Below are 23458 nucleotides of genomic sequence, written 5' to 3' on the forward strand. Positions count from 1 at the left end.
TCATTAAGCAATGGATAGATTAGAGAGAAAGAACATCGATCTTCTGCGGATTAAACGTCTGTACCGCCTCTTCTGTCGGCGCGTTATCAGGGCGCATAGAAGTGTCGCTGTTTGGATCAATACCGTGAGGGAAACCGTGCTTTAAGCCTTTAAAGTCGAACAGCTCAGTATCAGCCAAGTGAGAAGGTACAACGTGCTGTAACGAACGGAACATGGTTTCGATACGACCTGGGAAGTTCTTATCCCAAGTTTGCAGCATCTCTTTGATCACCTGACGTTGCAGGTTCTCCTGAGAACCGCACAAGTTACAAGGGATGATTGGGAAGCCACGTAGCTCGGCAAAGGCAGCGATATCTTTTTCGCGAGCATAAGCTAACGGACGGATAACCATGTTCTTACCGTCATCAGAAACCAGTTTTGGCGGCATCGATTTCAACTTACCGCCATAGAACATGTTCAGGAACAACGTCTCTAGAATATCGTCACGGTGATGGCCTAGTGCGATTTTATTAGCACCGATCTCTTCAGCAAAACCATATAGAGAACCACGGCGTAAACGTGAGCAAAGTGCACAGGTCGTTTTACCTTCAGGCACCACCTCTTTAACAACGGAATAAGTGTCACGCTCTAATATATGGAAAGGTACACCGATCGATTCCAAATAAGCGGGCAAAACATGCTCAGGGAAACCTGGCTGTTTCTGATCCAGATTCACCGCCACCAGCTCAAAATTGACTGGGGCACTGCGCTGTAGATTCATCAGGATATCTAGCATCGCATAGGAATCTTTGCCGCCAGACAAACACACCATGACCTTGTCGCCCTCTTCAATCATTTTGAAGTCTTCAATCGCGCGACCCATCTCACGGCGCAGACGCTTCTGCAGCTTGTTCATACGGGTTTTCTGCTTCTTCTGCTCTGCAGCAGCTTCGGCATCAGTTAGTTGAGGATCTTCAATTGATGAGGTGTTGCTAGTAGTCATGGTCTTCAGCTCTATTTCGGAGCGCAGATTATACACTAGATAATCTTAATAAGTCCTACACCTTGACGCTTGCTCGGTTAAGATGCGGTGATACACTAAACTGAACGTTCAACGGTAAATGGATTCTTTGGAGCAAGTAATGCTTAAGCTGATCAAAAGACTGGTTTTCTCGGCAGCCCTGCTAGCGAGCAGCACCGTTTTTGCTAACCCAATTCTATCTTTTGAGATGGAGGGGGATTTTGACATTAACCACACAGAGATCAGCCAAGCTCTTGAAGAGAGCCGCTTTTATGTCATCTTCGAGCCCAATATCGGCCGTTCTTTGACTCACTATAAAGACCGCTGGGGTGCTGATTACAACAAACACGGATATGAAGAGATCCGCAGCTTAGTATTCTGTAATCCTTGGTACGCTAACCATGTGATTAACAAAGATCCTGATATGGGTGCGCTCTGCCCCCTTTCTATCACTCTGCAACACAAAAACGATATCACCTATATCAAGTTCCTGCGCCCAAGTCAGATCAACCCAGAAAGCCCTGCTCAGGATCTTCTGATTGAACTTGAAGAAGATATCGTTAAAGCATTGAAGTCGGTTCTCGAGCAATAAAAACTGATAACGCTTAAGGCTGAGCCCAGTTGATCTCTTGAGCAGTTTTTTCGCCAACTAAAACCTGCTCAAGACTCTCTGGCATCTCTGCTGTGGTCGATGTCCTTGGAATTCGACCACCCATCACCTCCGCATAAGCTTGCGGCAATAATGGCTCTAATTCAGGATCGGCATAACCATCGGGCCAGATCGGCTGGTTATTGCTGAGATCGTATTTATCGGTCGCCCCTAATGTGTGTAGCACTTCATGTATAGTCACAAAGTTATTCTGTGCTTGATAATCGACGCTAGCAAAACCATTCACCACACCGATCATCCCTTTCTGCAAACCTAAGGAATGCTCCAGTACTTGATGAGTCTTAGGCGAATGCAGCTTCAAATAGACTTTTATATCAGGCGCTGAGCCAGTCCAACTATCGTTTTTCCAAGCCCAATAACGCAGATTTAAGCTCCATAAAACACTATCTAACATACTCGGGTTTTGTGGCGGTTTTGGAGGGTATTCGGTCAAAGGGGGAGCAAGATAAACTTCGAGCGGTGTTTCGAGGGGCAGATCATAATGACGCGCTTCCCGCGCCATAAAATGCTCGATATCGTCGAAGTGACCTTCTAATAAGGCATCAACATAGAGTTGGGTATCAGCGCCTTGATCAGCATTAATCGGATAGATCACTACCCAAAGTGGACGATCCCAATCGGTAGAGCGTAATTGCGATAGCCAAGCATTCATCGCCACCACGATTAACGCTAGGATCAGAATAATTAAACGTAGCCAACCCCATGTACTTCGTTGCGAATTAGCCACAATCAGCCTCTCTCGTTAATCCCTTAAATCACGCCAACAATAATCAGATATCGGATCGCTTTTCCCAAAGTGATCATCAGTACACTAAGCCAAAAATTGGTTTTTAACCAGCCAGCAACCAAACAAAGCGGATCGCCGATTAGCGGAATCCAAGACATTAACAATGCCACAGGGCCATATTGAGTGAGCCATCTTTGCGCTTGCTGTTGTCTAGGTGATGATAGTGCGCGTAGAGGATAGTAATGGGCAATTCCCCAGCCCATTAAGAAAGTCACAATTCCGCCTAAGGCATTGCCCGCTGTCACAGCGGCCCAAAGGCTCCAAGGATCATGAACATCTTGAGAGAGTTGCCAAGCTAATAGAACTTCGGAACCGCCTGGTAACAGCGTAGCCGAGATAAAACCACTGATGAATAAAGCTGAGAGACTCAGATCTTCACTCACGCGGATTCCAGCCCAGCCTTAATACAACGAAGAACCCCAACGTCATAGACGCCAGCCAAGGCTTCGTGCACAGGTTTTAACGCTTGGCCAAACTCCTGCTGACACTCCAGCATCACCTGTTCGATATGACTGAACTCTTTCTCAGGTAGATCAACTACATCCTTAACCGCTATCTCACCTTTTTGGATCGCTTGGGCTAAATGGCCGTAGATCGCATTAACCGATAGATGCTGCTGCCTAGAAACTTGATCAACCGTCATACCACTGCGATACAGCACAACCGATTCCATCGCCTGAGTCGCGACATTATCGGCTTTGTGTTGATCTTCAAATTCTTCAATCGCCTGAATAAAATCAGCGCCATAAAGGTCTAGTTTACGTTCACCCACACCGTTCAGACGTTTGAACTGATCTGAGGTTTGCGGGCGATACATCACCATTTCCATCAGCGTTGCATCATGGAAGATCACATAAGGCGGTACATCCTGTTCATCAGACAAGCGTTTACGCACCGCTTTAAGCTCATTCCACAATGCGTAATCTTCTGCTTCCAGCTGACTCTGCGGTACTTGGTTTTTACGGTAAGGCGTATGCTGGCGCTGATCTTTACGCAGTTGGATTTTGGTTTCACCACGTAAAAGCGGGCGACACTTATCGGTTAAGTGCAAAACACCGTGCTGATCTACATTCACACCCAACAATCCGCGAGCCACCAGCTGACGGAAAACAGAGCGCCACTGGTTCTTATCCAGCTCTTTACCTATGCCCCAAGTAGAAAGCTTTTCATGGGCGAAGTTTTTGGTTTTCTCATTCGATTTCCCCATCAGGATATCGACTACATGATTCACACCAAAGCTCTGACCAGAACGGTAAACAGCCGATAAGGCCTTACGTGCCGCTTCGGTACCGTCCCAAACAGGCACAGGCTCTAAACAGGTATCGCAATTGCCACAAGGCCGATGATCTTTCTCACCAAAGTAACTTAAAAGTACCTGACGTCGGCAAGTAGTGATCTCACACAGCCCAAGCATCGCTTCTAGTTTCTGGCGCTCAACCACTTTCTGTTCTGCTGGCGCTTGCGAGCCTTCCAGCATCTGGCGCAGGAACATTACATCCTGCAAGCCATAAACCATCCAAGCATCCGCAGGTAAACCATCACGGCCAGCACGACCAGTTTCCTGATAATACGCCTCAATGCTTTTTGGCAGATCCAAGTGAGCGACATAGCGCACGTTCGGCTTATCAATACCCATACCAAACGCAACGGTCGCCACCATGATGATATTTTCTTCAGTCAAAAAGCGATGCTGATTATGACTTCGAAGGTCTGCCGCGAGCCCCGCATGATAAGGCAGCGCATTAAAGCCCTGCTCGCATAACCACGCTGCAGTATCTTCTACCCGCTTTCGAGAAAGGCAGTAAACGATACCGGAGTCTTTAGGGTGTTCATCTTTTAGAAACTTTAATAGCTGCTTTTTAGCGCTGTCTTTCTGCCCAATACGATAACGAATATTCGGGCGGTCAAAACCTTGAATGAATTCGGCAGGAGTGTTCAACGCTAGTCGCTCAACGATCTCTTGTTGAGTACGCTCATCCGCGGTTGCCGTCAACGCAATACGCGGTACACCGGCGAATAACTGGGCTAATTGGCTTAGCTGCAAATATTCCGGCCTAAAGTCATGCCCCCACTGGGAAACGCAGTGCGCTTCATCAATGGCGAAGAGTGCAATTTGGCAGGACTGAAGCAAAGAAAGTGTGCGCGGCTGAAGTAATCGTTCCGGCGCAATGTAGAGTAGATCAAAACCACCGGATCTTAACTGATGCTCGGTTTCATTGATCAAAGAGAAATCCATGCTCGAATTCAAACAACCAGCACGAATACCCCATTGCGACAGCGCAGTTACCTGATCCTGCATCAACGCAATCAGCGGCGAGATAACAATAGCCGTACCCTGCCTCATCAACGCAGGTAGCTGATAACAGAGTGATTTACCGCCACCCGTAGGTACAACTACTAAGGCATCTTGGCCATTTACCAGGGTATCTATAACTTCGGCTTGGGGCTCTCGGAACTGATCGTAACCGAAAACCTCCTTGAGGATCTGTAACGCGCTTGAATTCATGGCTGGATTATCCAGAAAGCGCGTGCCTTTGTCACTGACAACCGTATTGAATTGAGCAGTTAAAAAATACTGCTAAATCTAACCAAGCAAGTTAAAATCAGCGGCATAACCTTTTAGGAATATATTCATGACTCTCACTTCAGCGAATGCACTTACCGATTCAGAACTAGATCTACTGGACGATTTCCTTTATTCCGATGCCGTTTCAGAAGATTGCCTGGATCTAATCGGCGTTCACGGCTTGTTTAGCGCACTAAACATCAGCCCTACTCCTCTTGATGAATCCACGTGGATGGAACTGGTTTTTGATCAGACGCCAAACTGGGAATCAGAAACACAAGAAGCTGAGATCATGGGCCTACTTAAACGCCTATACAGCACGATTGGCGGCCAGCTATACAGCGACGGCGAAATCGAACTGCCGTGCGAGCTGTCTCTAGACGCTGAAGAAGATGAAGATATCTCGCCTCTAGCATGGTGGTCACAAGCCTTTATGGAAGGCGTGTTCACTCAGGAAGAGGAATGGTTCGGTAGCAAGAAGCAGGAAGAAGTAGCTGAGATGCTTCTACCGGTAATGGTTGCATCTGAACTGTTTGAAGAAGATGACATCAACAAGATTCGTGAAGATGAGAAACTATGTGCAGAGATGTGCGCGCAGATTCCAGAACTTCTGATCGATCTGTACCTATATTTCCACGCACCAGATAAGTAAGTTTGTTTCTATACGCTTACAACAACTAGCCTAGTTCACTGACTAGGCTAGTTATCTCGCCTTTTATTACTGCCCGTCATTACACCTTGAGCTGATTATTGCGATCACGCGATGTACGGATCAACTCATCTCCAGACGCTTTCGGCCCTAACTTAGCAATACGATCATAAAGCACAACATTCACCGTTGCGGCTAAGTTCATGCAACCAACGGTTGGGATATAGATCACATCTTCACACCACGCCACAATCTCTTTATCGATCGAGCGATCTTCTGGGCCAAAGATATAGTAAGCATTTTCAGGGTGCTCGTAGTCGATCAATGAAGTCGCACCTTCCACCAGCTCAATCGCAACCGGTCTAGCTCCTTTTGGAATCGACGCTTTAAAGCACTCAATATGATCAAGCGGGATACGCTCCAGCATATTGCGCGTATCTGTCTGCAGTCGCTTATTCTGTTCCTGCGCTTTGTTAAAACGATTACCCGTGTAGGTAACAGATTGCACGTTGTAGCAACCCGCTGCACGCATGATCGCCCCAACATTCTCAGGGCTCTTAGGATCAGTTAAACCTATATGGACTTGATGACTTTCAGACATATTTATACTGCTTTACTTAATAGTGCGCTAAAAAGCAGGGATTCTATAGTAATTCTGCCAGTGAGAACATGTAAAACAAGGCTCGGAAGCACAACCGAGCACCTGTTTTTCTACTACTTTTCAGGTTAACCAAAGTGCGCAAGCCAACGCTCTGCCAGATCTCGCCTTTCTGCCGTAGGTAACTGATCCAATCCCGCAGGTAAAGATTGAGAACGGATATGATTAATCGCCTTAATTACCTCCCCTTGCACAAGGTAGATATAAGGGCCGACCTCAGCGTTATGGATAAAGTTGATCGCGTTACCCCGATTGGCCAAGTAAAAGTACTGACCTAAGCGCTCATACCGCGCAATATGCTGGGTTTCCTGACTTACCGAGAAATTGGTATCAGCACGGCTGAGTTCCAACTCATCGTCAGACGAAGTCACCGAAAAGATAAATGCGCCGTTTTTGATGCGGTTAAAATCGTGATTATTCAGCGACTGATTTCCCGTCGCGCAAAAGATCACATCACTACTCTGCAATGCATCCTCTTTATTGATCAGATCAAAACCGCGTGATCTCGCCTCGATCGCACGGATCGGATCGATCTCAACCACCTTGGTATTAATATTCTTTTCATGCAGCGCCTTAGCAATCGAGCGCCCGATCTTGCCATAACCAAACACCACCGCATTACCGCCGTTCATAATTTGGTGACATTCACGCATCAAAGCCTCAGCCGAATACACAATCGATTGGCCGGTCAGATAATCTTCGGGACTTTTAAGGGGGCTACGGGCAACCGATAGCACCGGTACCGGCAGTTGCTCATGTTCAAGATAACGTTGTAAGCCATTTTCTGTGACTTCCACCACGCCCAGCAGATTGGCTTTTAATCGCTCAGGTAATTGCGGTAACGCAGAGGCAAAGTAGCCACCAATATCGACTAAAATCATATCTCCGTCTGGGATATATTCATTCAGAATCGCGGAAATCACCTCGACCGAACCGATCTGAGAGCGCTTTTTAATCACCACCTGAAACCTTTGTTCTACTTGTTCCAGCGTCGAACGGCTGATACTTTTAGGCTTCGGTAAAACCATTTTTACACGGCAAAATTGCTCCAATGCATCCAAAAAAACCGGAGGTGTATCAAGTAGATGGGTAACAACAACCAGTTTTAGTGTGTCATCCTGAGCGGGACAAATATCCTCAAAAAAATGCCGGGCTTTTATAAATAAAGGGGTCATCATTCTCTCCTAGGTATGTTGATCCCCACTGTGTAAATTATCGGAGCGCCAATCTCAAACAATTGTTTAATTTAAACGTATGTTTTATTCTTTTACCCTACTTAAGATATTACGAATATTTTCTTCGTAGCCGCCCCTAAAAAAGGCTTTTGAACGATATTGCTCGCTCAATAGAAGTTTGATCAAAATGCCAAGGTCAGTATGAACGCACAACAGAACGATCCTTCTAAGCTACACCCACAAACAGAGCTATCTATGCTCGATCAACTCGGTGACATGATTGCCATCGTGGATCAAAACAATAAATTTGTGGCGGTAAATAAAGGCTACGAAAACTTTTTTGGTATTCATAAAGATGCGTTTATCGGCAAAACCGTTGCCGAAGTTCATGGCACCGAAGCCTACGAGCAGCAGATCAAAGATGCGCTCGAACAAGCCTTTATGGGCAAAAAACATAAAGTTCGCATCAACCAGACTTCTATCTGCAAACAGCAGCATACCTTTGAAGGCAAGTTCACCTCCTACTCTGGCTCACTGATCACGGATCTAGGCGCGATGGTGGTGTTGCATGACATCACCGATCTTATCGAAGCCCAGCAAGAGATTGAGCGCGAGCAAGAACTACTGCACACCATTATCAACGCAGTACCGGACTTTATCTTCGCCAAAAGCCCTGAAGGGGTTTATCAGCTCTGCAACAAAAGCTTTGAAGAGTTTCTGGATACGCCCGCCGAAGATATCTTAGGCCGCACCGATTACGAGCTGATGTCGAAAACCTCAGCCGAATACATTGCCAACAAAGATAAAGAGGTAAGAGAAACTCTAGAAGCACAACGCTGCGACGAATGGGTTTCCTACAAAGATGGCCGTCGCCGCTTATTGGACATGTACAAGCTGCCGCTTAAAGAGAGCAACTCAACAGAGACTGGCGTCCTGGGCATAGGCCGTAATGTCACCTTTGAACGTGACGCCGAACAGAACCTACTCCTCGCCTCCTTAGTGTTTGATGCCACCCCAGATCCCTGCATCATTCTATCCGACGAAGGCGAAATCATATCCAGCAACGAAGCTGCGCAAACCCAGTTCCCTCAGCTCAAAGATAAAACGCAAAGCCTGCAACTGAGCGAACTGCTATACAGCCCAGAACGTAACTCTATCGATCTAGATAAACTCACCGACACCAATGGCAGCTGGTGCGGGGAGATCTGCAGTCACGATCACAGAACCTATTTCGCCACCCTCAATGCGGTTCAGGGCCAATCGGTACAAGCCAATAAATTTGTGCTGATCGTACGTGACGAAAAGACCCATAGCGCTATGGCAGACAACCTTCTGACCAAAGCCTATCAAGATCCACTCACCGATCTACCCAACCGCCGCCTCTTCTACTCCCGTCTTGAAAGTGCGATCTCCCGTGCAGAAAGGCAACTGAGCCAACTGGCGGTTATCTATATCGACCTGGATAAGTTCAAACCGGTAAACGATCAATACGGCCACGCCACCGGCGATAAAGTCCTGCGCGAAGTCGCTAAACGCTTAAAACACTGCTTCCGCTCCACCGATACAATCGCCCGTATCGGCGGCGATGAATTTGTAGCACTGATTGATATCGAAAAACGCGAACAAGCAATCTTAGTCGCAGAGAAATGCCTAAACAGCCTAGTCGCCCCGTTTGATCTAAAACCAGCGCAACATATTATTTCAGCAAGTATTGGGATCAGCATTTTCCCAGAAGATGCAGGCAGCGCAGAGATACTGATACAACGCGCAGATAAAGCGATGTATCAGGCAAAGCATTCTGCTGATACATCGGTGTGTTATTTTTCTGAGTGAGATGGGTTTAGGGGCTGTCGCCGCTACATACAGGAAGAATACTGCAAAGATCGGCTGTGGTTAGTTGTTGTAATATGGCAGCTTTAGTTCTAATTGAAAAAAGTTCCAACTGTTAATTTGACTTGCATTTTTAACTCTGCAACTGCATCCGACATTGCTTCATCAGATTTTTTTCCGTCGCCCATCACAGATAGAACTGAAAAATAACTTAGGATTATGGCTAACCCAAAAGCGGGTAATATTATGAAGGCGAGAGCTATCTGTATAGAGTCATCAGAAGGCCTAAAAGATATCATATCCATGGTATATGCACCTCCAAGAACTAGAGGAATTAGGACAACTGCGAAGACAAGCATCCAAGCAAACATAAATAGAGCGAAACTAATTGGGTAGGGTAAATTATTCATAGATTATTTCCAATAACATGTTGCCACTTGACTCCGCCACATTGGAGAATAAATACTATTTATCTTTTTTCTTTCCATTTCAATTTAAACGCTACATTATTTTCATCAAGTTTTAAAAACATAGACTTGTCTATTTTAATTTGCGTGTCTTTTTTGTATTTTGATTTTTCATCAATAGATATGAAAATCTGCTTTTTTGATTCACTATATGTATCGATCAATCTTTCAACTGAAGGCACATCCATGTTTTTAAACAACAAACTATCATGAATTAAGCAAGGAAGTTTGGTTTTTGCTAAGAAGGTTAAATCAAGACAAATCATATTAGCAAACCCCTTCCCTGTTCCTCTATCATCCCCGTGGTCAAATTTATAATCAGTTTCGCCTAGTGTTATTTTTGGGGATATCGGGTTTTCAATATATATTTTACCAATAAATGAGCTCATGCTCTCGTTTATCAACTCCTCTAATATAGCTACAGAATCAGATAAAGAACTAGTTATTTCATCCTTTATACTTTTTATTTTTGTTTTGGCTCCATCACTTTTCTGCCAAAAATCGTTTTGAAGTTTAAGTTCACTCTCATATCGATCAAGCTCCATCAATCTTTCTAACAGGTAAACAGACTCCTCTTTAGAATCTACGATTTCCAAAAGCTCGCTATCAATTTTCCGTATATCATTTATAGAGGATTCTATATTTTCTTGAATTGCTAGCCTTTCCTCTTGCAATTGCTTTCGCATGATTTTAGTGATGCCATTATGAAAACCTTCAACCTTAGCCAATCTTTCCTTGTCAATCTCAGGAAAAAACTCCACAACAGAACGAAAACTCTGACTATTTCTTACTTTATTCCCAGCTAAATTAGACTCAACTCTTAGAAGTTTAGTTTTTAGCTCGTATTGCAGTGCAACCAATCTGTCTTTCTCATTTTTTAGAGTAAGATTTCTTTTGTTAATAATCGACTGAATATCAGTCACATTAGCTTTCAATGAGCTTTTTATTTCTTCAAGCTCCGCTTGAACTCCGACTAACTCTACCTTATTCTTTTCAACTTGTGCTTTTGTCACCTTCTTGATAGCGCCAGAGTTAAAAGTTCCAGCTATATCATTTTTTAATTTGGTCTCTGCATCCTTCTTTTTTTCAAGGGCTTCAATTGTCCAATACTCCCCAAAAATCTTAAGTACACGCTTTCTGATTGCTACCCATTTTTCTTTACTTACAATATCTAGCGGCCGTTTGTCATTGTAATTATCTTTTTGATATATACGAAAAAAACCGCTTACACACTCCCTGAAGGAAAGACTTTCCATTTCTGGAAAATACTTATCCTTAAGAAATGAATTGAATTCATTGGACGTAAAATATTCCTGCTCTTCAACTCGATACACTTGATCTGGATTTTTCGTATCCCTTATAAATGAGTATGTCTTATCAAACTCAAAGGTTACACCAACTTTAAAATCACCCACATGACGAATAACATCATCACATTTTTTTGGAAAATCACTCCCTCCAAAAGCAAAATCTATTAACATTAAAATCGATGACTTCCCTATGGAATTATGCGCATCGTCAGCACCAACCACTGCATTGAGACCTTTACCAAAGTTTATAGGGGTCTTTATAAGTTTTTCGCAGCTTATAGATTTAAGCATGTTTTATCACCCCACTATCTTCATCTAACACGACTTTACCTAAAATAAACAATAAATCTAAAACATCAATGAAGTCAGACATATCCAAAAACATTCGTTTCTCAGCTTGGTAAAGCTCTATAACTGAGGTTTCAGTTTTTAACTTTGAAAGAAGTATCGCTGACCGAAAAAGGCAACTCTCGTTAATTGAAATAGTTTTATTTGGAACTAGCATTCAGAAAAAACCTCACAATTTTGTATGAAGTATGACACTAGAACTTCAGATTTAGATCTGTCTGTGATCCCTGTATTCGTCATAAACCATTCAGTCATTTTCTCAAAAATTTGGTCTTGACGAAAATCTTGCATTAGTAGAACTGCGTAGTAGCTTTTAACTTGAGAACAAATAAATGTAGATTTTGCTTTTTCTTGCTTTTCGAGATCTTTAAGAACTTCTTTTATAGGAACGAAAAAATTCAATACAAATTGAGTTACTTTTAGCTCATTAAGAACTCCAAAGGTATCATCTTTTTTATCTGAGATTTTTAACGCGTCATAAGAAAGCTGAGTATTCTTCAAAGAGCGCTCGTCCATCGTTCCTATTTTTTCTGCAACAATTAATATATCCTTATGCAAGGTTTGCCTATCCCATAATTTAGACAACTCTTTTATCTTGTTTATTTCTTTCTTGATTTCGACAAGCTGCCTATATTCTTGAACCGTTTTTTGAGTGTCGTATATTTTATGACACTCTTTACATAAAGCGATGAAATTCTCTTCACAATCTATATCATTGGAAAGTCGTTCTTCACCTTTTAAAATTTCGAGCTCGTGATTTGTTGCATTTAGAGGATAAATGTGAGCGACATCGAAGACTCTGACATTTTTCTGGTTTTTCTTAACGACGAGATCTCTTCTGCACAAAGGGCAAGAGCCATCAACTTCACAGAGCAAACTCATTTTAACTGTGTCATTTACACTGGCACGTCTTGGTTTTTCTGACAAAACTCTACACTCCATTTGCAGGGTACAGCTTAATTTTTCTATTCACATAACGCCGCGATGTGCGGATTTTAAAAGTAGAGGCGAAGCCGGAGCTTTAAAATTCCGAACTATTGCCTTGTTAGAGCTTGTACTACTAAGACTTCAGAGCAATATGGTCCATTAGTTCCATAATTGCTTGACCCTGCCTTTTTAGAAGTGGAGCTATATCATCACCCTTCGCGTCACGAAGTTGAGTTGTGATTTCATTAATTCGATCCTTCATTGGGCGTAACTTTGGATCATTCGCTTCATCTTTCGCTACTTGATCTTGCAGCCACTTAGCTACATTAACTGCATACTCTTCCATTCTCATATTCCTGCACTTATTTAAATAATGAGCTCTAACATTTGTATATACGGGGGTCCGTATATCTACCCTAACCGCATTAATTGAAAACAGATGTAACGAATTGAAAAGGAAGGAATAAACGTGAATTTACATAGATTCTTCCATGATAAACCGCGCACGCACAAAATAAATTTCTTAACTAGATTATTATCTAGCCCGTACTAGACTTCCATCTGTCTGTTTTATATAACTTTTTTAACTTAGCTCTGTGTGAAAAGCAACTATCAAATATATGAGCTTTTCACCCTTGGGCAGCAGATCGAGCTCATAAAAAAGCCCCTGCTATTCAGCAAGGACTTTATTAATGAGAGTTAACTTAGGCTTAGTAAGCCACGCGAGCGGTATTTACACGGCTTAGCAGCCCATTATCTCAGCTAAATACAGCACTTAGTTTGGCAAGTAAAGCAAGACAAAAAGAATAGATCTGCTGATTACTCATAAAGAAGAATACTGCGAACAGCAGCCATAGATGGATAGTAATCCAGTACAGAATCAGGTGTTCTCTGCGTTGCAAGATTTCAAGAATATAGGTCTGTCCTGAGCTGATGCCCATAATGGCCCACAACAGCATAAATACGCCCCATATAATGCCAGTATTGAGCCATAACTCGGTAAGAATCAGTGTTAGGCCCAATAGGGTTTTCCAAGGCCAAACCTTGCCTGCTTTTGGGGATGGCTGCTGGCCTTCCTTAAACTCACCCTTCCCCTTAGCCTCAACAGGACTATAAGCCGAGGCTTTTACTTTTACGCTTGTTGGTGCTGACGTTCCCATAAAAATCCTCAGTGATAAATCAGGCTAATATTCAGTTTTTTGTCGCTATCGGCATTGAAGGCTGCCTGCCGAAAATGCACAGCAGTAGTTTTAGCTGCAACAGTTTTACTTAGATTAGCTGAGTAGGCATATCCCTCGATCAGTGAGCCAGTTTGATCAAACTGCTGGTTGTTATTTTCATCATGAAATAGCACCAGTGCATACTCACCGCGTGGTAACTGACTGAAATTCAGCTCTCCAGAAAAGTTTTTGGCAGGTATTACTAAGGTACGGACGGCTTGATCATAACGATTGTTGTTAAACGCATCTGAACTATCAAACAGCTGGGCGATGATCTGGCCTTTGTCGCTGCGCAAACCTTTAATTAGCGCAGTGAGCGTGATGCCTGTTGTTTTTTGACTTATCTGATTAGGCTTAACTTGATCTTCTTCGCTCTTCTCAGCAACGGCCTTTGTAGGAACGGCCTTTGCTGCTTTTGCCTTTGAAGGAATGCCCTTTGCTGTTTCATCCTTTTTTGGGGGCTGCTTATCAACTCCGGATCGCTCCTTCTTTTCTGGAGCTACAGAGACTGGCTTATGCTTATTCAGATCTAAAGCCACCAGCCCGATGGTCATTATCCCGCACACCAGAACCGCATAAATAATGGCACGTATCATGTTTTACCCCTGCAAATTATTTAAACATTCCAGCTGCATCGCTTTCATGGAAAGGGCTAACCTGTGCGCCAAATAAGTGTTTAGCTAGATACTGATGAAAGTCCACGACGATGCGCTCTACTTCCAGCAAGGTCCCGCCCTTATGGTGCCTAGAGCCCATTCCGCTTTGCACCAGTTCACAGATATCTTTGTCTTCCTGCAAAAACGCCGCAGCGAACTCACTACTAGCTTTATCACTTTTATCTGGCGCATGCTCTGCCATCCCTCCTCCATGCACAAAGCAGTGCTCTGGGCCATCTGGGGTAACAGCAATCCAATCAAAAGATTCATAGGTAAGAATGCCGATAAAGCCTGGTGGCAGATAAATCAGTACATAGTGGTTGAGAGGCTCGGGCGTATCACCGGAGAAGAATCGAGACAATGCGCTGCGCTGCTCGACAATCTCACCACCCGTCAAACTCCAATTGGCATCTCCAGCAATGTAATAAGCCTTTTTACTAGGCGTATTTACCTCTAGAGTTTCGCGATGAACCATAAACAGGTGATAGCTCTCGATACCGTTTTCAACGGCGAGCTTCCAGTTGCTGTTCCAGTGTTCGCTAGCACCACCATAGACTTGAGTGAAACGCTCCATTTTGTAGTGCTGTAGATAAGGGTTGATCTTGTTCAAGCTACTCAGGAGATCACTCGGGTTATCTGACAGATTGATAAATAGTAAGCCCATCCATTCTTGTAAGGCGTACTTAGGTAACTCATGACGCTGTTTATCTACACATTTAGCGGCATCAAAAGGCACACCTTTTAGCTCGCCATTATCAGCGTAAGTCCAAGCGTGGTATGGGCAAACGATGTTTTTCTCTATATGGCCAAAGCCGGTTGATAACAACGGTGTTCCACGATGGCTACAGTTGTTAGACATAGCTCGGACATGCCCATCTTTACCATGTACTACCGCAACAGATTCACCCGCGAGCGTAAAGGCGAAGTAGCTGCCGACCTCAGCTAACATGCCGGTAGCACAGACAAACACCCATTGCTGATGGAAGATGTTTTCTGCTTCCAGTTCTGCAACCTGGCTATCTTTATAAACAGCAAAAGGTAAGCTGCATGCCTCGCCCAGAGGGCGACTGGCTGTTTCCTTATAACGTTCAAATAGCTTTGTCATGGCAAATCTCTTATATAATATGAAACACTTGTGTATCATATTAGCAGAGCATTTATGATACAACAATGTCTCATTATGAGAATTTAACATGACAGATCTACGCATAAAGAAATCACAGCGCGCTTTATTGGATGCCAGCTTTCAAGTATTGCTGCATAACCCGCATGCGTCTCTAAGTGAGATTGCAAGCCAAGCGAATGTCGGACGCGCAACCCTATACAGGCACTTCCCTACCCGAGAAAGCTTGATTACAGCCATATCTGTCGAATCGTTGGAGATTGTTAAAGATGCGATCCTGCCTATTATCAGCAGTGATAATCAGGGAGAGGCTGCTATTCGAAAATTGATTGCGGCACTTCTACCCCTAGCCGACCGTTTTCATTTTCTGCAGATGGTCTGGACGCTGGTAGAGATGGATCAGGAGTTTTTAAATTTGTACGAAAAACAGATGGAAACTGTTAAGCAGTGGATCGAGCAAGGGCAACGCCAAGGGGAGATCAATGCCGACCTAACCCCTGAGTGGGTCGTCTCGGTATTGGATAGTCTGCTCTACAGTGCTTCATGGATGCTGGCACAAGGCGCAATGAATAAAGACGACGTTGAACAACAGCTAGTACATACATTGCTCAGGGGAATACAACGTTCATAAAGAAAGCTCATAAAAAAAGCCCCTGCTAATCAGCAAGGGCTTTTTAGATGAGAGCTAACTTAGGGTTAGTAAGTTACGCGGGCTGTACCTGCACGGCTTAAAACCCTTACACGATCTCCTGCAGCAAATACTGGTCCACCGTCCATCTCTTGTACGATTGATACCATATTGCCATTATCTAAGCGCACAGTGATTTCCTGTCCCTGTGCACGCGTTAGCATCTCTTCTGCTTTTTTACCTGCGACACCACCGGCAACCGCACCTAATACCGTCGCAATATCTTTACCGCGACCACCACCAACATTGCTGGCTGCGATGCCACCCACTACAGCGCCGGTTGCACCACCGATTACGCCACCCGTGCCTTCGATGACTACAGGAATTGCGGATTGAACAACGCCATACTGAACTTGTTGAACTTGGCGGGCATCACTTCGCGAATAGGTTGTGCCGCTTAAATTACTTACACAACCGCTCAGTGTTAGCGCACATAGCATTGTCACAACAACTGCATACTTACTCATAGGTGTATCCTCTTATCTGATCTTCATATCAGATGATTTGTTCGGGCCAAAATCCCTTTCTACTATCAATTACATTTTAGCAATTAATACCCTGAAACCGTTTTATAGCCTACTCGCGCCTGTCCTTCCATCTTTGATTATCCCTATAGACAGCCTTGAGCTTAATTCGATCCACGCCGACCCATAAATATTATTCACTGAGTTTACACCTTGAGCATGTACCAAAGATGAACCAACTCAGCCATAGCGTTTATTGATATTCACCATAGAGTCTAGAGTAGAGGCCATTACTTTGTAATAACTCTGAATGATTGCCCTGCTCGCAGATTTTGCCATCTTCAAACACATAGACATGATCAGCTTGTTTAACTGCACTTAAGCGGTGAGCGACGATGATGGTAGTGCGATCTTTTAGAAAGCTCTTTAACGCCTGATGTAAATTAAGCTCTGTCTCTGCATCCAATGCCGAGGTTGCCTCGTCTAAGACAACAACCTTAGGGTCACTTAACAGCATACGAGCGATAGCGATACGTTGGCGCTGCCCTCCGGAGAGCCTTACGCCCTGCCGTCCAACCTGCGTATCCAATTGCTGCTCTAGGGATTCAACAAACGGTTTTAACTGAGCGACATCTAAGGCATTCCAAAGCTCGTCATCAGAATAACTTTTACCCATGGTCAGATTGCTACGGATAGAGCCATTAAACAGAGCAGGATGCTGAAGTACGGTTGCAACGTTATCTCGAACGCAAGCCAGACCGATCTCTTTGATCGATACTCCATCAAAGAACATCTCCCCTTTCTCGATTGGGTATAAACCCAATAGCCCCTGTACTAGGGTTGATTTACCGCCACCGCTGGCTCCGACTAAAGCAATCTTTTGCCCTGCGGGGATATCCACCGAGACGCCTTTAAGTACCTCAACTCCGGTTTCATAACTGAAGTGAATATCTTGTAACTTAACCGCGACAGTCTTTTTACCTTCAAATGGATTAACCTTGGCTGGGTACTGCGGTTCCTCTTTAAAGTCTGACAAATTGTTGATCCGCTGCAGAGCAGCCTTAGCAGCGTAATAGCTGTATTGGATGCCTAGAATCTCTTGCACGGGCGCCATCATAAACCAGAGATAGCCAAACACAGCCATCATCTCACCGATGGTCAGATCGGAGAACACCACCATCAGCATGGAAACCGCTCGAAAGAGATCAACGCCGATCATAAACAAGACAAAGCTTAAGCGATTGGCCGCATCGCTTTTCCACTCAAACGCAGTTGAATGATCACGCACGGTTTTGGCTTCTGCGATCAGCCCTTTTAGATAATGCTGTTCGCGGTTGCAGGCACGCAGTTGTTGGATATTGTCCAGCGTCTCGGTTAATGCCGATTGAAACACCTCAAACGCTTTGTTTTCCTGACCTTTAAGATGCTTAACCCGTTTGGCAACCATGGTGGTGAAATAGATCACCACCGGATTTAGAAACAAGATAAACAGGGCAAGCTGCCAGTGCATCCACAGCAGAATAATGGCAGTACCTAAGATCGATAGGGATGCAATCAGTAAACGACTGAGCGAGCTACCGATAAAGCGATCTACAGTATCTAGATCGGTCACAAAGTGAGAAGAAACTGCACCGCTGCCAACAGTTTCGTAAGCCGCCATCGAGATTTTTTTAAGCCGCTCTAATAAGCCAACCCGAATCCGATAAGTTACATCTTTAGAGATAATACTGAATTGGCGTGCCTGCCAAACGTTCATCATCAGAGCGACTAAACGTAAAAACAGTGTGACAAACAGAATCACACCGATAAACAGTACCGGCCCATGCCATTCTGGCGGGAACATAGGGCCTACCGTCTCGACAATAAACCCGGGTTGATCTAACAGGACCTCATCAACCAGCAATGGCATAAACAGTGGAAGCGGAACAGAAACCAAAGCGGCAAAAAAAGCGATAATGTTCGCTTTAATCAGCTCCGCTTTATGCTCGGATGCCACCTTTAAGATATAGCGCCAATTGTAGTACGGCTTCACAAACTATCCTTTTTACGCAAACTCAGTAATAACTAAATTGTACTCGTTAAATTGTGTTCTGGATTAGAATAATTAAATCAAAAAAAAACCCGCAATGTCTGCGGGTTTTCTAATTAGGCTTAGCGATTATGCTTGTAGCATTTTGTAAAGCTTATCTTTTAACTTAAGGCGCTTAAACTTGGCTGCTTCTTCAGTTTGAGTGCATACCGGCTCAACCTCAGATTCCATTCGCTCAACATCTTTTGTCACCTGATGGTACTCATCGAATAAGCGAGCAAAATGTGCATCTTCCATTTTTAGATTGTGAATACGATCACGGTGCTCTGGAAATTCGTGAATCAAATCATGATGTTCAATAGGCATTTGATGTTCCCCTTAATCGTTCTTTCTTATCTCTTTGACTTCAGTCTCCTCCTCTGATGACCACAAAGCATTGACGGACATCAATACAGGTTCCAAACTATAAAAAAGAATATAAGTGGAGGTTAATATTATGTATGTAGCAATCATGAACACCGCATTAGGCTCTCTGCTTATAAAAGCCAACAACAGTGCTATTACCTCGATTCATTTCCTACAAGATAATGAGACGGTGCCCGAACTTTTGGGCAATGCATTAACCAATCAGTGTGTCTCTGAGCTGAGCGAATACTTTGCAGGGAAGCGCGTAAGGTTTGATGTCCCACTCGCGCCAAATGGCACAAAGTTTCAGCAATCTGTATGGAATGCGTTAAACGATATCCCTTACGGTAAGACCTGTAGCTATGGTGAAGTAGCCAAGAAAATAGGCAACCCGAAAGCTGCTAGGGCTATAGGAATGGCGAACAACCGCAACCCGATCCCCATTATTATCCCTTGTCATCGTGTATTGGGCAGTAATGGTAATTTAACAGGTTACGCCGGTGGGCTTGAGAATAAGAGCTATCTGTTAAATTTGGAAACTAAAGACCTGATCTAACCTAATCTTACTTAAGGCAGAATAAAAGACACAAAAAAGGCTGCAGATGCAGCCTTTTTCAATTCAGTTTGAGTTTGAGCTTAAACACTCACACTCTGAACAATCGTTTTAGAGGTATCAGCAAGATCAACAGAGGATCGCTCTGTTGCTTGAGCTGCTAACTGCGCAACTTGAGCGGCATCCTGAATCGAGGTGATATTTTGTTTCAATTCATCCGCAGCATTGCTCTGCTGTGACGATGCAGCGGCGATCATAGTACTCATATCAGCAATGCTGCCTACACCGGTCATGATCTCTTGCAGCGCTGTACCGGCATCACCGGCTTTATCAACACAGCCTTTTGCTGAGTCCTGACTTTTCTCCATCATCGACATCGCTTGAGCGGCTTCGCCCTGAAGCTCTGCAATTGTGCTATCAATCTCTTTAGTGGAAAGCTGGGTACGTTTAGCCAACTCACGTACTTCATCTGCAACTACGGCAAAGCCACGCCCCTGCTCTCCGGCACGCGCAGCCTCAATCGCCGCATTCAATGCCAGTAAGTTAGTCTGATCTGCAATCTCGGAGATCACTGAGGTTTTACTCGCGATCTCTTCTGTTGCCTGACGTAAACTGTCGATCTGCTGTGCAGCTTGTTCTACGTTTTCAGCAAGGTGGTGAATCGCATCGATTGTTCCTTTAACAATCGTATGGCCCTGATCTGCTGTATCTGTGGCGATCTTCGTCTCTTCAGACGTTGTTCGAGCATGCTGCGCTACCTCTTCAATCGCACTCGATAGGTGGTGAATATGCGCCGAAACGTTTTCGATCTCTTGGCTTTGTTGCTCAATTGCTTGGTTTGCCTGACGCGCAATACCGATTGTATCTTCACCTTGCTGGTTGAGTTCCTTAGCCGAATAAGTAACACGGGCATTGGCCGAACGGATGCGTGCCTGATCGACCATAGTACCCAGATAGATTGAGCCAACTTCACTCACAGAGTTGGCGTACATCTCTTCTAGAACCTTTGAATCCAACATACGCTTAGCACGCGACTGCAAGTACCTTAGAGGGCCTAACCAGTGATAGGACAAGCCAGCACATAAAAGGAAAGCACCTAGACCTGCTCCCATTGTGATCATCGGGGACCATTGCGTGAAATAGCCCGCTCCCATTGGAATCAGGACAGCAAGTAGTAACAGAATAATAATTTTGGTCTGGATAGACATGTCGTGCATCGATATACGACGACTATTGTTATTCAGACGGTTATAAACATCGTTAGCTCGTGAAATTTGACCGGAGGTGGGTACGGTTCGAACAGATTGATAACCAATGGTACGGCCGGACTCCACGATCGGAGTCACATAAGCATTTACCCAGTAGTAAGAGCCATCCTTACAACGGTTTTTGACTATACCAATCCAGGGTTTGTTGTTTTTTAACTTTGACCACAGGTCGCCAAATACCGGTGGCGGAACATCTGGGTGTCGAACAACATTATGAGACTGGCCTATTAACTCTTCCCGAGTAAAACCTGATATATCCACAAAGGCATCATTCACAAATGTTATCTGGCCTTTTAAATCCGTGGTGGAAATCAGTGGCGTATCGTTACTAAATTTACGCTCTGTATTATTGACGGGTTGGTTATTTTTCATAGCAGCCCCTGTTACGTCTCAATGGCTATTTTATTCTTATTTTTCATGTAGCTAACATTAGAATATATAGAGATATTCTAATAAGGGATAGTGCAAATTTAAGTGAATTTTATCGAGTTCAACAGACCTTCTAGTCGGTCAAAAAGAAAAAAGCGACCGAAGTCGCTTTTGTTATTTATCTGCTTTAGATCCACCTAAGCATTTAGGTGATGGCGCAACCGCCTGCCCTCTATCATGCCACTCTTGCTGAGTGAACAAGTGCATCGACAATGCATGAATTGGGTTGTTCATACGATCAGATAGGAAACTGAAAATCAGCTGGTGACGCTGTACCTTTCGCTTGCCAGCAAAGTCATCCGACACAACTGTCACTTTAAAATGTGAGTCCGTAGCTGGTCCAGAATGCATGTGGCTCTCGTTTTCTATAACAAGATGCTCAATTGCCAGACCATCTTCTAATCGATTTCTAATTACCGCTTCAATACTCATTTTTTACTCTTTTTACTTTCATCCATTCTTTCCACTTCATCTGTCGCCATTTTCAAGAAGTGTCGATGGATTTTACGTGTTGTTAATGCAACAGCGCCGATTACAACAGGTACTGAGATACCTAAAATCAGATCTTTGTTCAGATCCACACCTGAGTTATACACGGCATCTAATAGATATTTAATTAAACCAATAGTGTAGTAACTGATTGCTGCTACGGATAGACCTTCTACCGTATGTTGCATCATTAGCTGAACTTTTGAGCGCTGATCCATAGAAGCCAACAGCTCTTGGTTTTGCGATTGGATCGATAGCTCTACGCGTGTGCGCATCATCTCAGCTACACGGTCGATTCGACGGGATAGATCCTCAAGTCGATTACTGGTCGCACGACAAGTTTTAACCGCAGGCGTTAAACGACGCGTCATAAACTCAGTAATGGTTAAGTGACCAGAGACTTCGTCTTCTCGCAGCTCTTCAAGGCGCTTAATAACCAGATCGTGATAGGCATAAGTTGCGCTGAATCTAAAGGTTGCTCGTGCCCTGCAGTCTTCCACCCAAGACGCCATGTCCGTCAGGCGGAACAGCAATTCCTGCTCATCAATATCACCACTGTGGGCTAGATGATCGGTAATATCAGCCAGCTTTTGGTCCATATCGCCAAGGGTTGGATTGATATCACGCGCAGTAGGCAGCGAAAGCAATGCCATCAAACGATAGGTCTCGATCTCCATAATACGCTGAGTTAATCGACCTAGCTGGCTATCACTCATCTGCTTGTTGTAGATCAGGAAGCGACCGAAGCCATCACTGTGCATCTGGAAGGTTGTCCACACACGGGCATCGCCATTTTGCGGGCTGCTACCCACTAAACGCATACCTTCGAAGAAGCGTTTTACTAATGGCAGGTTCAACTCATGTGTTTGGCGCGCATCTTCTACTGAAACGTGGAAGGCCGACATCACCGTACCTGGGATTTCAGAAAGCCAACCTTCTGGTAGCGGTGTTAGTCCAGTGACTTCAAATGGGTTACCGCCCTGCTCTATACCTGTATTGATAAAGGTATAAGTAGTGAACTCCATATGCTTTTCACGGCGTACACGCAGATTACCGAAATCGGCGTGATAACAAAGCTCATCAACTGCGGGTGGCTCGACACCGAAATGCTTAAACAATTCCTGCAGGTGCGCAAACTGCTGTTTGCTCTCTTCAGGATTACACATCACTGCTAGATGGGTAATTCGAGCTGGACTAGGGATAACCTGAAACGGGCGCGAGTGTAATTCGCTGTATAAACGCTCCCGCATTGGGTGCATTTTCAGTCCATGAGGGTTAACAATCTGCTCCATAAAATCTCCAAAAGCCCTTAACTAACTCGGCTATACATCTTCCAAATTGGCCATCATTAATGGCTGTTTAGCTAAATCCAACGCCATGATTTGCGGATAGACATCAAACCATTCTTGAAAGTTAGCAAAGCTAATTTCACGCGGCCAATGATCACCCAACTCATCCCATGCAGAAAGCTCGCTTTCGAAGATAGACTGCCAATGGGATTCCAGCGCTTTGGAGAAATCCTCTTCCGTGCTGACTTCATCGACCAGATAAACGGTGCCTTCCCTACGCTGCTCGTCTAGAGTTAAGCACTGGTGTAAACCGTCGGCATCTACATCTAAACTATTAGTCCAGTCTGCAAATGGCTGTCGCGGTAAAACAACAAATGCTGAACGGTTAAGCAACTTCATGGTTCTTATCCTTAGCTTTGGTTATACTCGGGCTATAAATTATTAGACCCATCATAACA

At 44.3% G+C, this 23458-nt stretch carries 26 protein-coding genes; 5 read left to right on the top strand and 21 right to left on the bottom strand.

Annotated features, from left to right (window positions below; genetic code table 11):
* Window positions 1-19: 19 nt before the first annotated feature.
* The gene (gene ttcA / locus ACMXYV_RS11440) at window positions 20-895 is read right to left on the bottom strand and encodes a tRNA 2-thiocytidine(32) synthetase TtcA (protein WP_415891441.1); all 876 of its coding nucleotides are present in this window, start codon (window positions 893-895) and stop codon (window positions 20-22) included.
* 226 nt (window positions 896-1121) lie between these two features.
* Between ttcA and ACMXYV_RS11445 the strand changes: the two genes are divergently transcribed.
* Entirely contained in the window at window positions 1122-1592 is a 471-nt protein-coding gene (locus ACMXYV_RS11445; protein ID WP_415888623.1) for a DUF302 domain-containing protein, read from the top strand.
* 13 nt (window positions 1593-1605) lie between these two features.
* Here the strand turns inward: ACMXYV_RS11445 and ACMXYV_RS11450 are convergent, their stop codons facing one another.
* The 3 genes from ACMXYV_RS11450 to recQ are packed head-to-tail and all read right to left on the bottom strand — an operon-like array spanning window position 1606 to window position 4963.
* Window positions 1606-2397 carry a hypothetical protein gene (locus ACMXYV_RS11450; protein ID WP_415888624.1) on the bottom strand — a complete coding sequence of 264 codons (792 nt, stop codon included), beginning with the start codon at window positions 2395-2397 and terminating at the stop codon, window positions 1606-1608.
* Between the two features lie 23 nt (window positions 2398-2420).
* A complete protein-coding gene (locus ACMXYV_RS11455; RefSeq protein ID WP_415888625.1) occupies window positions 2421-2840 on the bottom strand; it encodes a YqaA family protein in 420 nt (139 codons plus the stop codon).
* The gene (recQ, locus tag ACMXYV_RS11460) at window positions 2837-4963 is read right to left on the bottom strand and encodes a DNA helicase RecQ (protein ID WP_415888626.1); all 2127 of its coding nucleotides are present in this window, start codon (window positions 4961-4963) and stop codon (window positions 2837-2839) included. Before recQ ends, ACMXYV_RS11455 begins: the two co-directional genes overlap by 4 nt.
* A 127-nt stretch (window positions 4964-5090) precedes the next feature.
* Here recQ and ACMXYV_RS11465 point away from each other — a divergent pair, with 127 nt between their 5' ends.
* Window positions 5091-5675: a YecA family protein gene (locus ACMXYV_RS11465; protein ID WP_415888627.1), complete on the top strand. Its 585-nt coding sequence runs from the start codon at window positions 5091-5093 to the stop codon at window positions 5673-5675.
* Between the two features lie 79 nt (window positions 5676-5754).
* Here ACMXYV_RS11465 and ACMXYV_RS11470 read toward each other — a convergent pair whose 3' ends face one another.
* Together ACMXYV_RS11470 and ACMXYV_RS11475 are read right to left on the bottom strand one after the other, a co-directional pair.
* Window positions 5755-6273 (bottom strand): RNA methyltransferase, encoded by a 519-nt coding sequence (locus ACMXYV_RS11470; protein ID WP_415888628.1) that lies wholly within the window; start codon window positions 6271-6273, stop codon window positions 5755-5757.
* Window positions 6274-6398: 125 nt separating this feature from the next.
* The gene (locus ACMXYV_RS11475) at window positions 6399-7505 is read right to left on the bottom strand and encodes an adenosylhomocysteinase (RefSeq protein WP_415888629.1); all 1107 of its coding nucleotides are present in this window, start codon (window positions 7503-7505) and stop codon (window positions 6399-6401) included.
* A 201-nt stretch (window positions 7506-7706) separates the two neighbouring features.
* Between ACMXYV_RS11475 and ACMXYV_RS11480 the strand changes: the two genes are divergently transcribed.
* Complete coding sequence (locus ACMXYV_RS11480) at window positions 7707-9338, top strand: diguanylate cyclase domain-containing protein (RefSeq protein WP_415888630.1); 1632 nt, start codon at window positions 7707-7709, stop codon at window positions 9336-9338.
* Window positions 9339-9427: 89 nt separating this feature from the next.
* Here ACMXYV_RS11480 and ACMXYV_RS11485 read toward each other — a convergent pair whose 3' ends face one another.
* The 8 genes from ACMXYV_RS11485 to ACMXYV_RS11520 all read right to left on the bottom strand — a co-directional run bounded on the left by ACMXYV_RS11485 (window position 9428) and on the right by ACMXYV_RS11520 (window position 15368).
* The gene (locus ACMXYV_RS11485) at window positions 9428-9745 is read right to left on the bottom strand and encodes a hypothetical protein (protein WP_415888631.1); all 318 of its coding nucleotides are present in this window, start codon (window positions 9743-9745) and stop codon (window positions 9428-9430) included.
* 59 nt (window positions 9746-9804) lie between these two features.
* Entirely contained in the window at window positions 9805-11403 is a 1599-nt protein-coding gene (locus tag ACMXYV_RS11490; protein ID WP_415888632.1) for a DUF2326 domain-containing protein, read from the bottom strand.
* Window positions 11396-11617 (bottom strand): ABC-three component system middle component 7, encoded by a 222-nt coding sequence (locus ACMXYV_RS11495; protein ID WP_415888633.1) that lies wholly within the window; start codon window positions 11615-11617, stop codon window positions 11396-11398. Before ACMXYV_RS11495 ends, ACMXYV_RS11490 begins: the two co-directional genes overlap by 8 nt.
* Complete coding sequence (locus ACMXYV_RS11500; RefSeq protein WP_415888634.1) at window positions 11611-12387, bottom strand: ABC-three component system protein; 777 nt, start codon at window positions 12385-12387, stop codon at window positions 11611-11613. Before ACMXYV_RS11500 ends, ACMXYV_RS11495 begins: the two co-directional genes overlap by 7 nt.
* A gap of 133 nt (window positions 12388-12520) precedes the next feature.
* The gene (locus ACMXYV_RS11505; protein WP_415888635.1) at window positions 12521-12733 is read right to left on the bottom strand and encodes a hypothetical protein; all 213 of its coding nucleotides are present in this window, start codon (window positions 12731-12733) and stop codon (window positions 12521-12523) included.
* 412 nt (window positions 12734-13145) lie between these two features.
* Complete coding sequence (locus ACMXYV_RS11510) at window positions 13146-13547, bottom strand: hypothetical protein (RefSeq protein WP_415888636.1); 402 nt, start codon at window positions 13545-13547, stop codon at window positions 13146-13148.
* 8 nt (window positions 13548-13555) lie between these two features.
* Window positions 13556-14203, bottom strand: a complete 648-nt coding sequence (locus ACMXYV_RS11515; RefSeq protein ID WP_415888637.1) for a DUF2141 domain-containing protein — start codon at window positions 14201-14203, stop codon at window positions 13556-13558.
* A gap of 16 nt (window positions 14204-14219) precedes the next feature.
* Window positions 14220-15368 (bottom strand): aromatic ring-hydroxylating oxygenase subunit alpha, encoded by a 1149-nt coding sequence (locus tag ACMXYV_RS11520; protein WP_415888638.1) that lies wholly within the window; start codon window positions 15366-15368, stop codon window positions 14220-14222.
* Window positions 15369-15456: 88 nt separating this feature from the next.
* Here ACMXYV_RS11520 and ACMXYV_RS11525 point away from each other — a divergent pair, with 88 nt between their 5' ends.
* Window positions 15457-16017: a TetR/AcrR family transcriptional regulator gene (locus ACMXYV_RS11525; protein WP_415888639.1), complete on the top strand. Its 561-nt coding sequence runs from the start codon at window positions 15457-15459 to the stop codon at window positions 16015-16017.
* 65 nt (window positions 16018-16082) lie between these two features.
* On the opposite strand, the gene ACMXYV_RS11530 is transcribed toward ACMXYV_RS11525, so the two are convergent.
* The 3 genes from ACMXYV_RS11530 to ACMXYV_RS11540 form a co-directional block, all read right to left on the bottom strand.
* A complete protein-coding gene (locus ACMXYV_RS11530) occupies window positions 16083-16541 on the bottom strand; it encodes a glycine zipper 2TM domain-containing protein (protein ID WP_415888640.1) in 459 nt (152 codons plus the stop codon).
* A 250-nt stretch (window positions 16542-16791) separates the two neighbouring features.
* The gene (locus ACMXYV_RS11535; protein WP_415888641.1) at window positions 16792-18570 is read right to left on the bottom strand and encodes an ABC transporter ATP-binding protein; all 1779 of its coding nucleotides are present in this window, start codon (window positions 18568-18570) and stop codon (window positions 16792-16794) included.
* 126 nt (window positions 18571-18696) lie between these two features.
* On the bottom strand, window positions 18697-18933 hold the full coding sequence (locus ACMXYV_RS11540; protein WP_415881731.1) for a YdcH family protein: 237 nt from the start codon (window positions 18931-18933) through the stop codon (window positions 18697-18699).
* Window positions 18934-19063: 130 nt separating this feature from the next.
* Here ACMXYV_RS11540 and ACMXYV_RS11545 point away from each other — a divergent pair, with 130 nt between their 5' ends.
* Complete coding sequence (locus ACMXYV_RS11545) at window positions 19064-19528, top strand: methylated-DNA--[protein]-cysteine S-methyltransferase (protein ID WP_415888642.1); 465 nt, start codon at window positions 19064-19066, stop codon at window positions 19526-19528.
* An 80-nt stretch (window positions 19529-19608) separates the two neighbouring features.
* Here ACMXYV_RS11545 and ACMXYV_RS11550 read toward each other — a convergent pair whose 3' ends face one another.
* From ACMXYV_RS11550 to ACMXYV_RS11565, 4 genes are all read right to left on the bottom strand, one after another.
* A complete protein-coding gene (locus ACMXYV_RS11550) occupies window positions 19609-21165 on the bottom strand; it encodes a methyl-accepting chemotaxis protein (protein ID WP_415888643.1) in 1557 nt (518 codons plus the stop codon).
* 171 nt (window positions 21166-21336) lie between these two features.
* Entirely contained in the window at window positions 21337-21654 is a 318-nt protein-coding gene (locus ACMXYV_RS11555) for a BolA family protein (RefSeq protein ID WP_415888644.1), read from the bottom strand.
* Window positions 21651-23003, bottom strand: coding sequence for a DUF3422 family protein (locus ACMXYV_RS11560; protein WP_415888645.1), 1353 nt, complete (start codon window positions 23001-23003; stop codon window positions 21651-21653). Before ACMXYV_RS11560 ends, ACMXYV_RS11555 begins: the two co-directional genes overlap by 4 nt.
* A 30-nt stretch (window positions 23004-23033) precedes the next feature.
* Complete coding sequence (locus tag ACMXYV_RS11565; protein ID WP_415881736.1) at window positions 23034-23399, bottom strand: hypothetical protein; 366 nt, start codon at window positions 23397-23399, stop codon at window positions 23034-23036.
* Between the last annotated feature and the right edge of the window lie 59 nt (window positions 23400-23458).

This window comes from Neptuniibacter sp. SY11_33, from assembly GCF_047778025.1.
Taxonomy (GTDB): Bacteria; Pseudomonadota; Gammaproteobacteria; order Pseudomonadales; family Balneatricaceae; genus Neptuniibacter.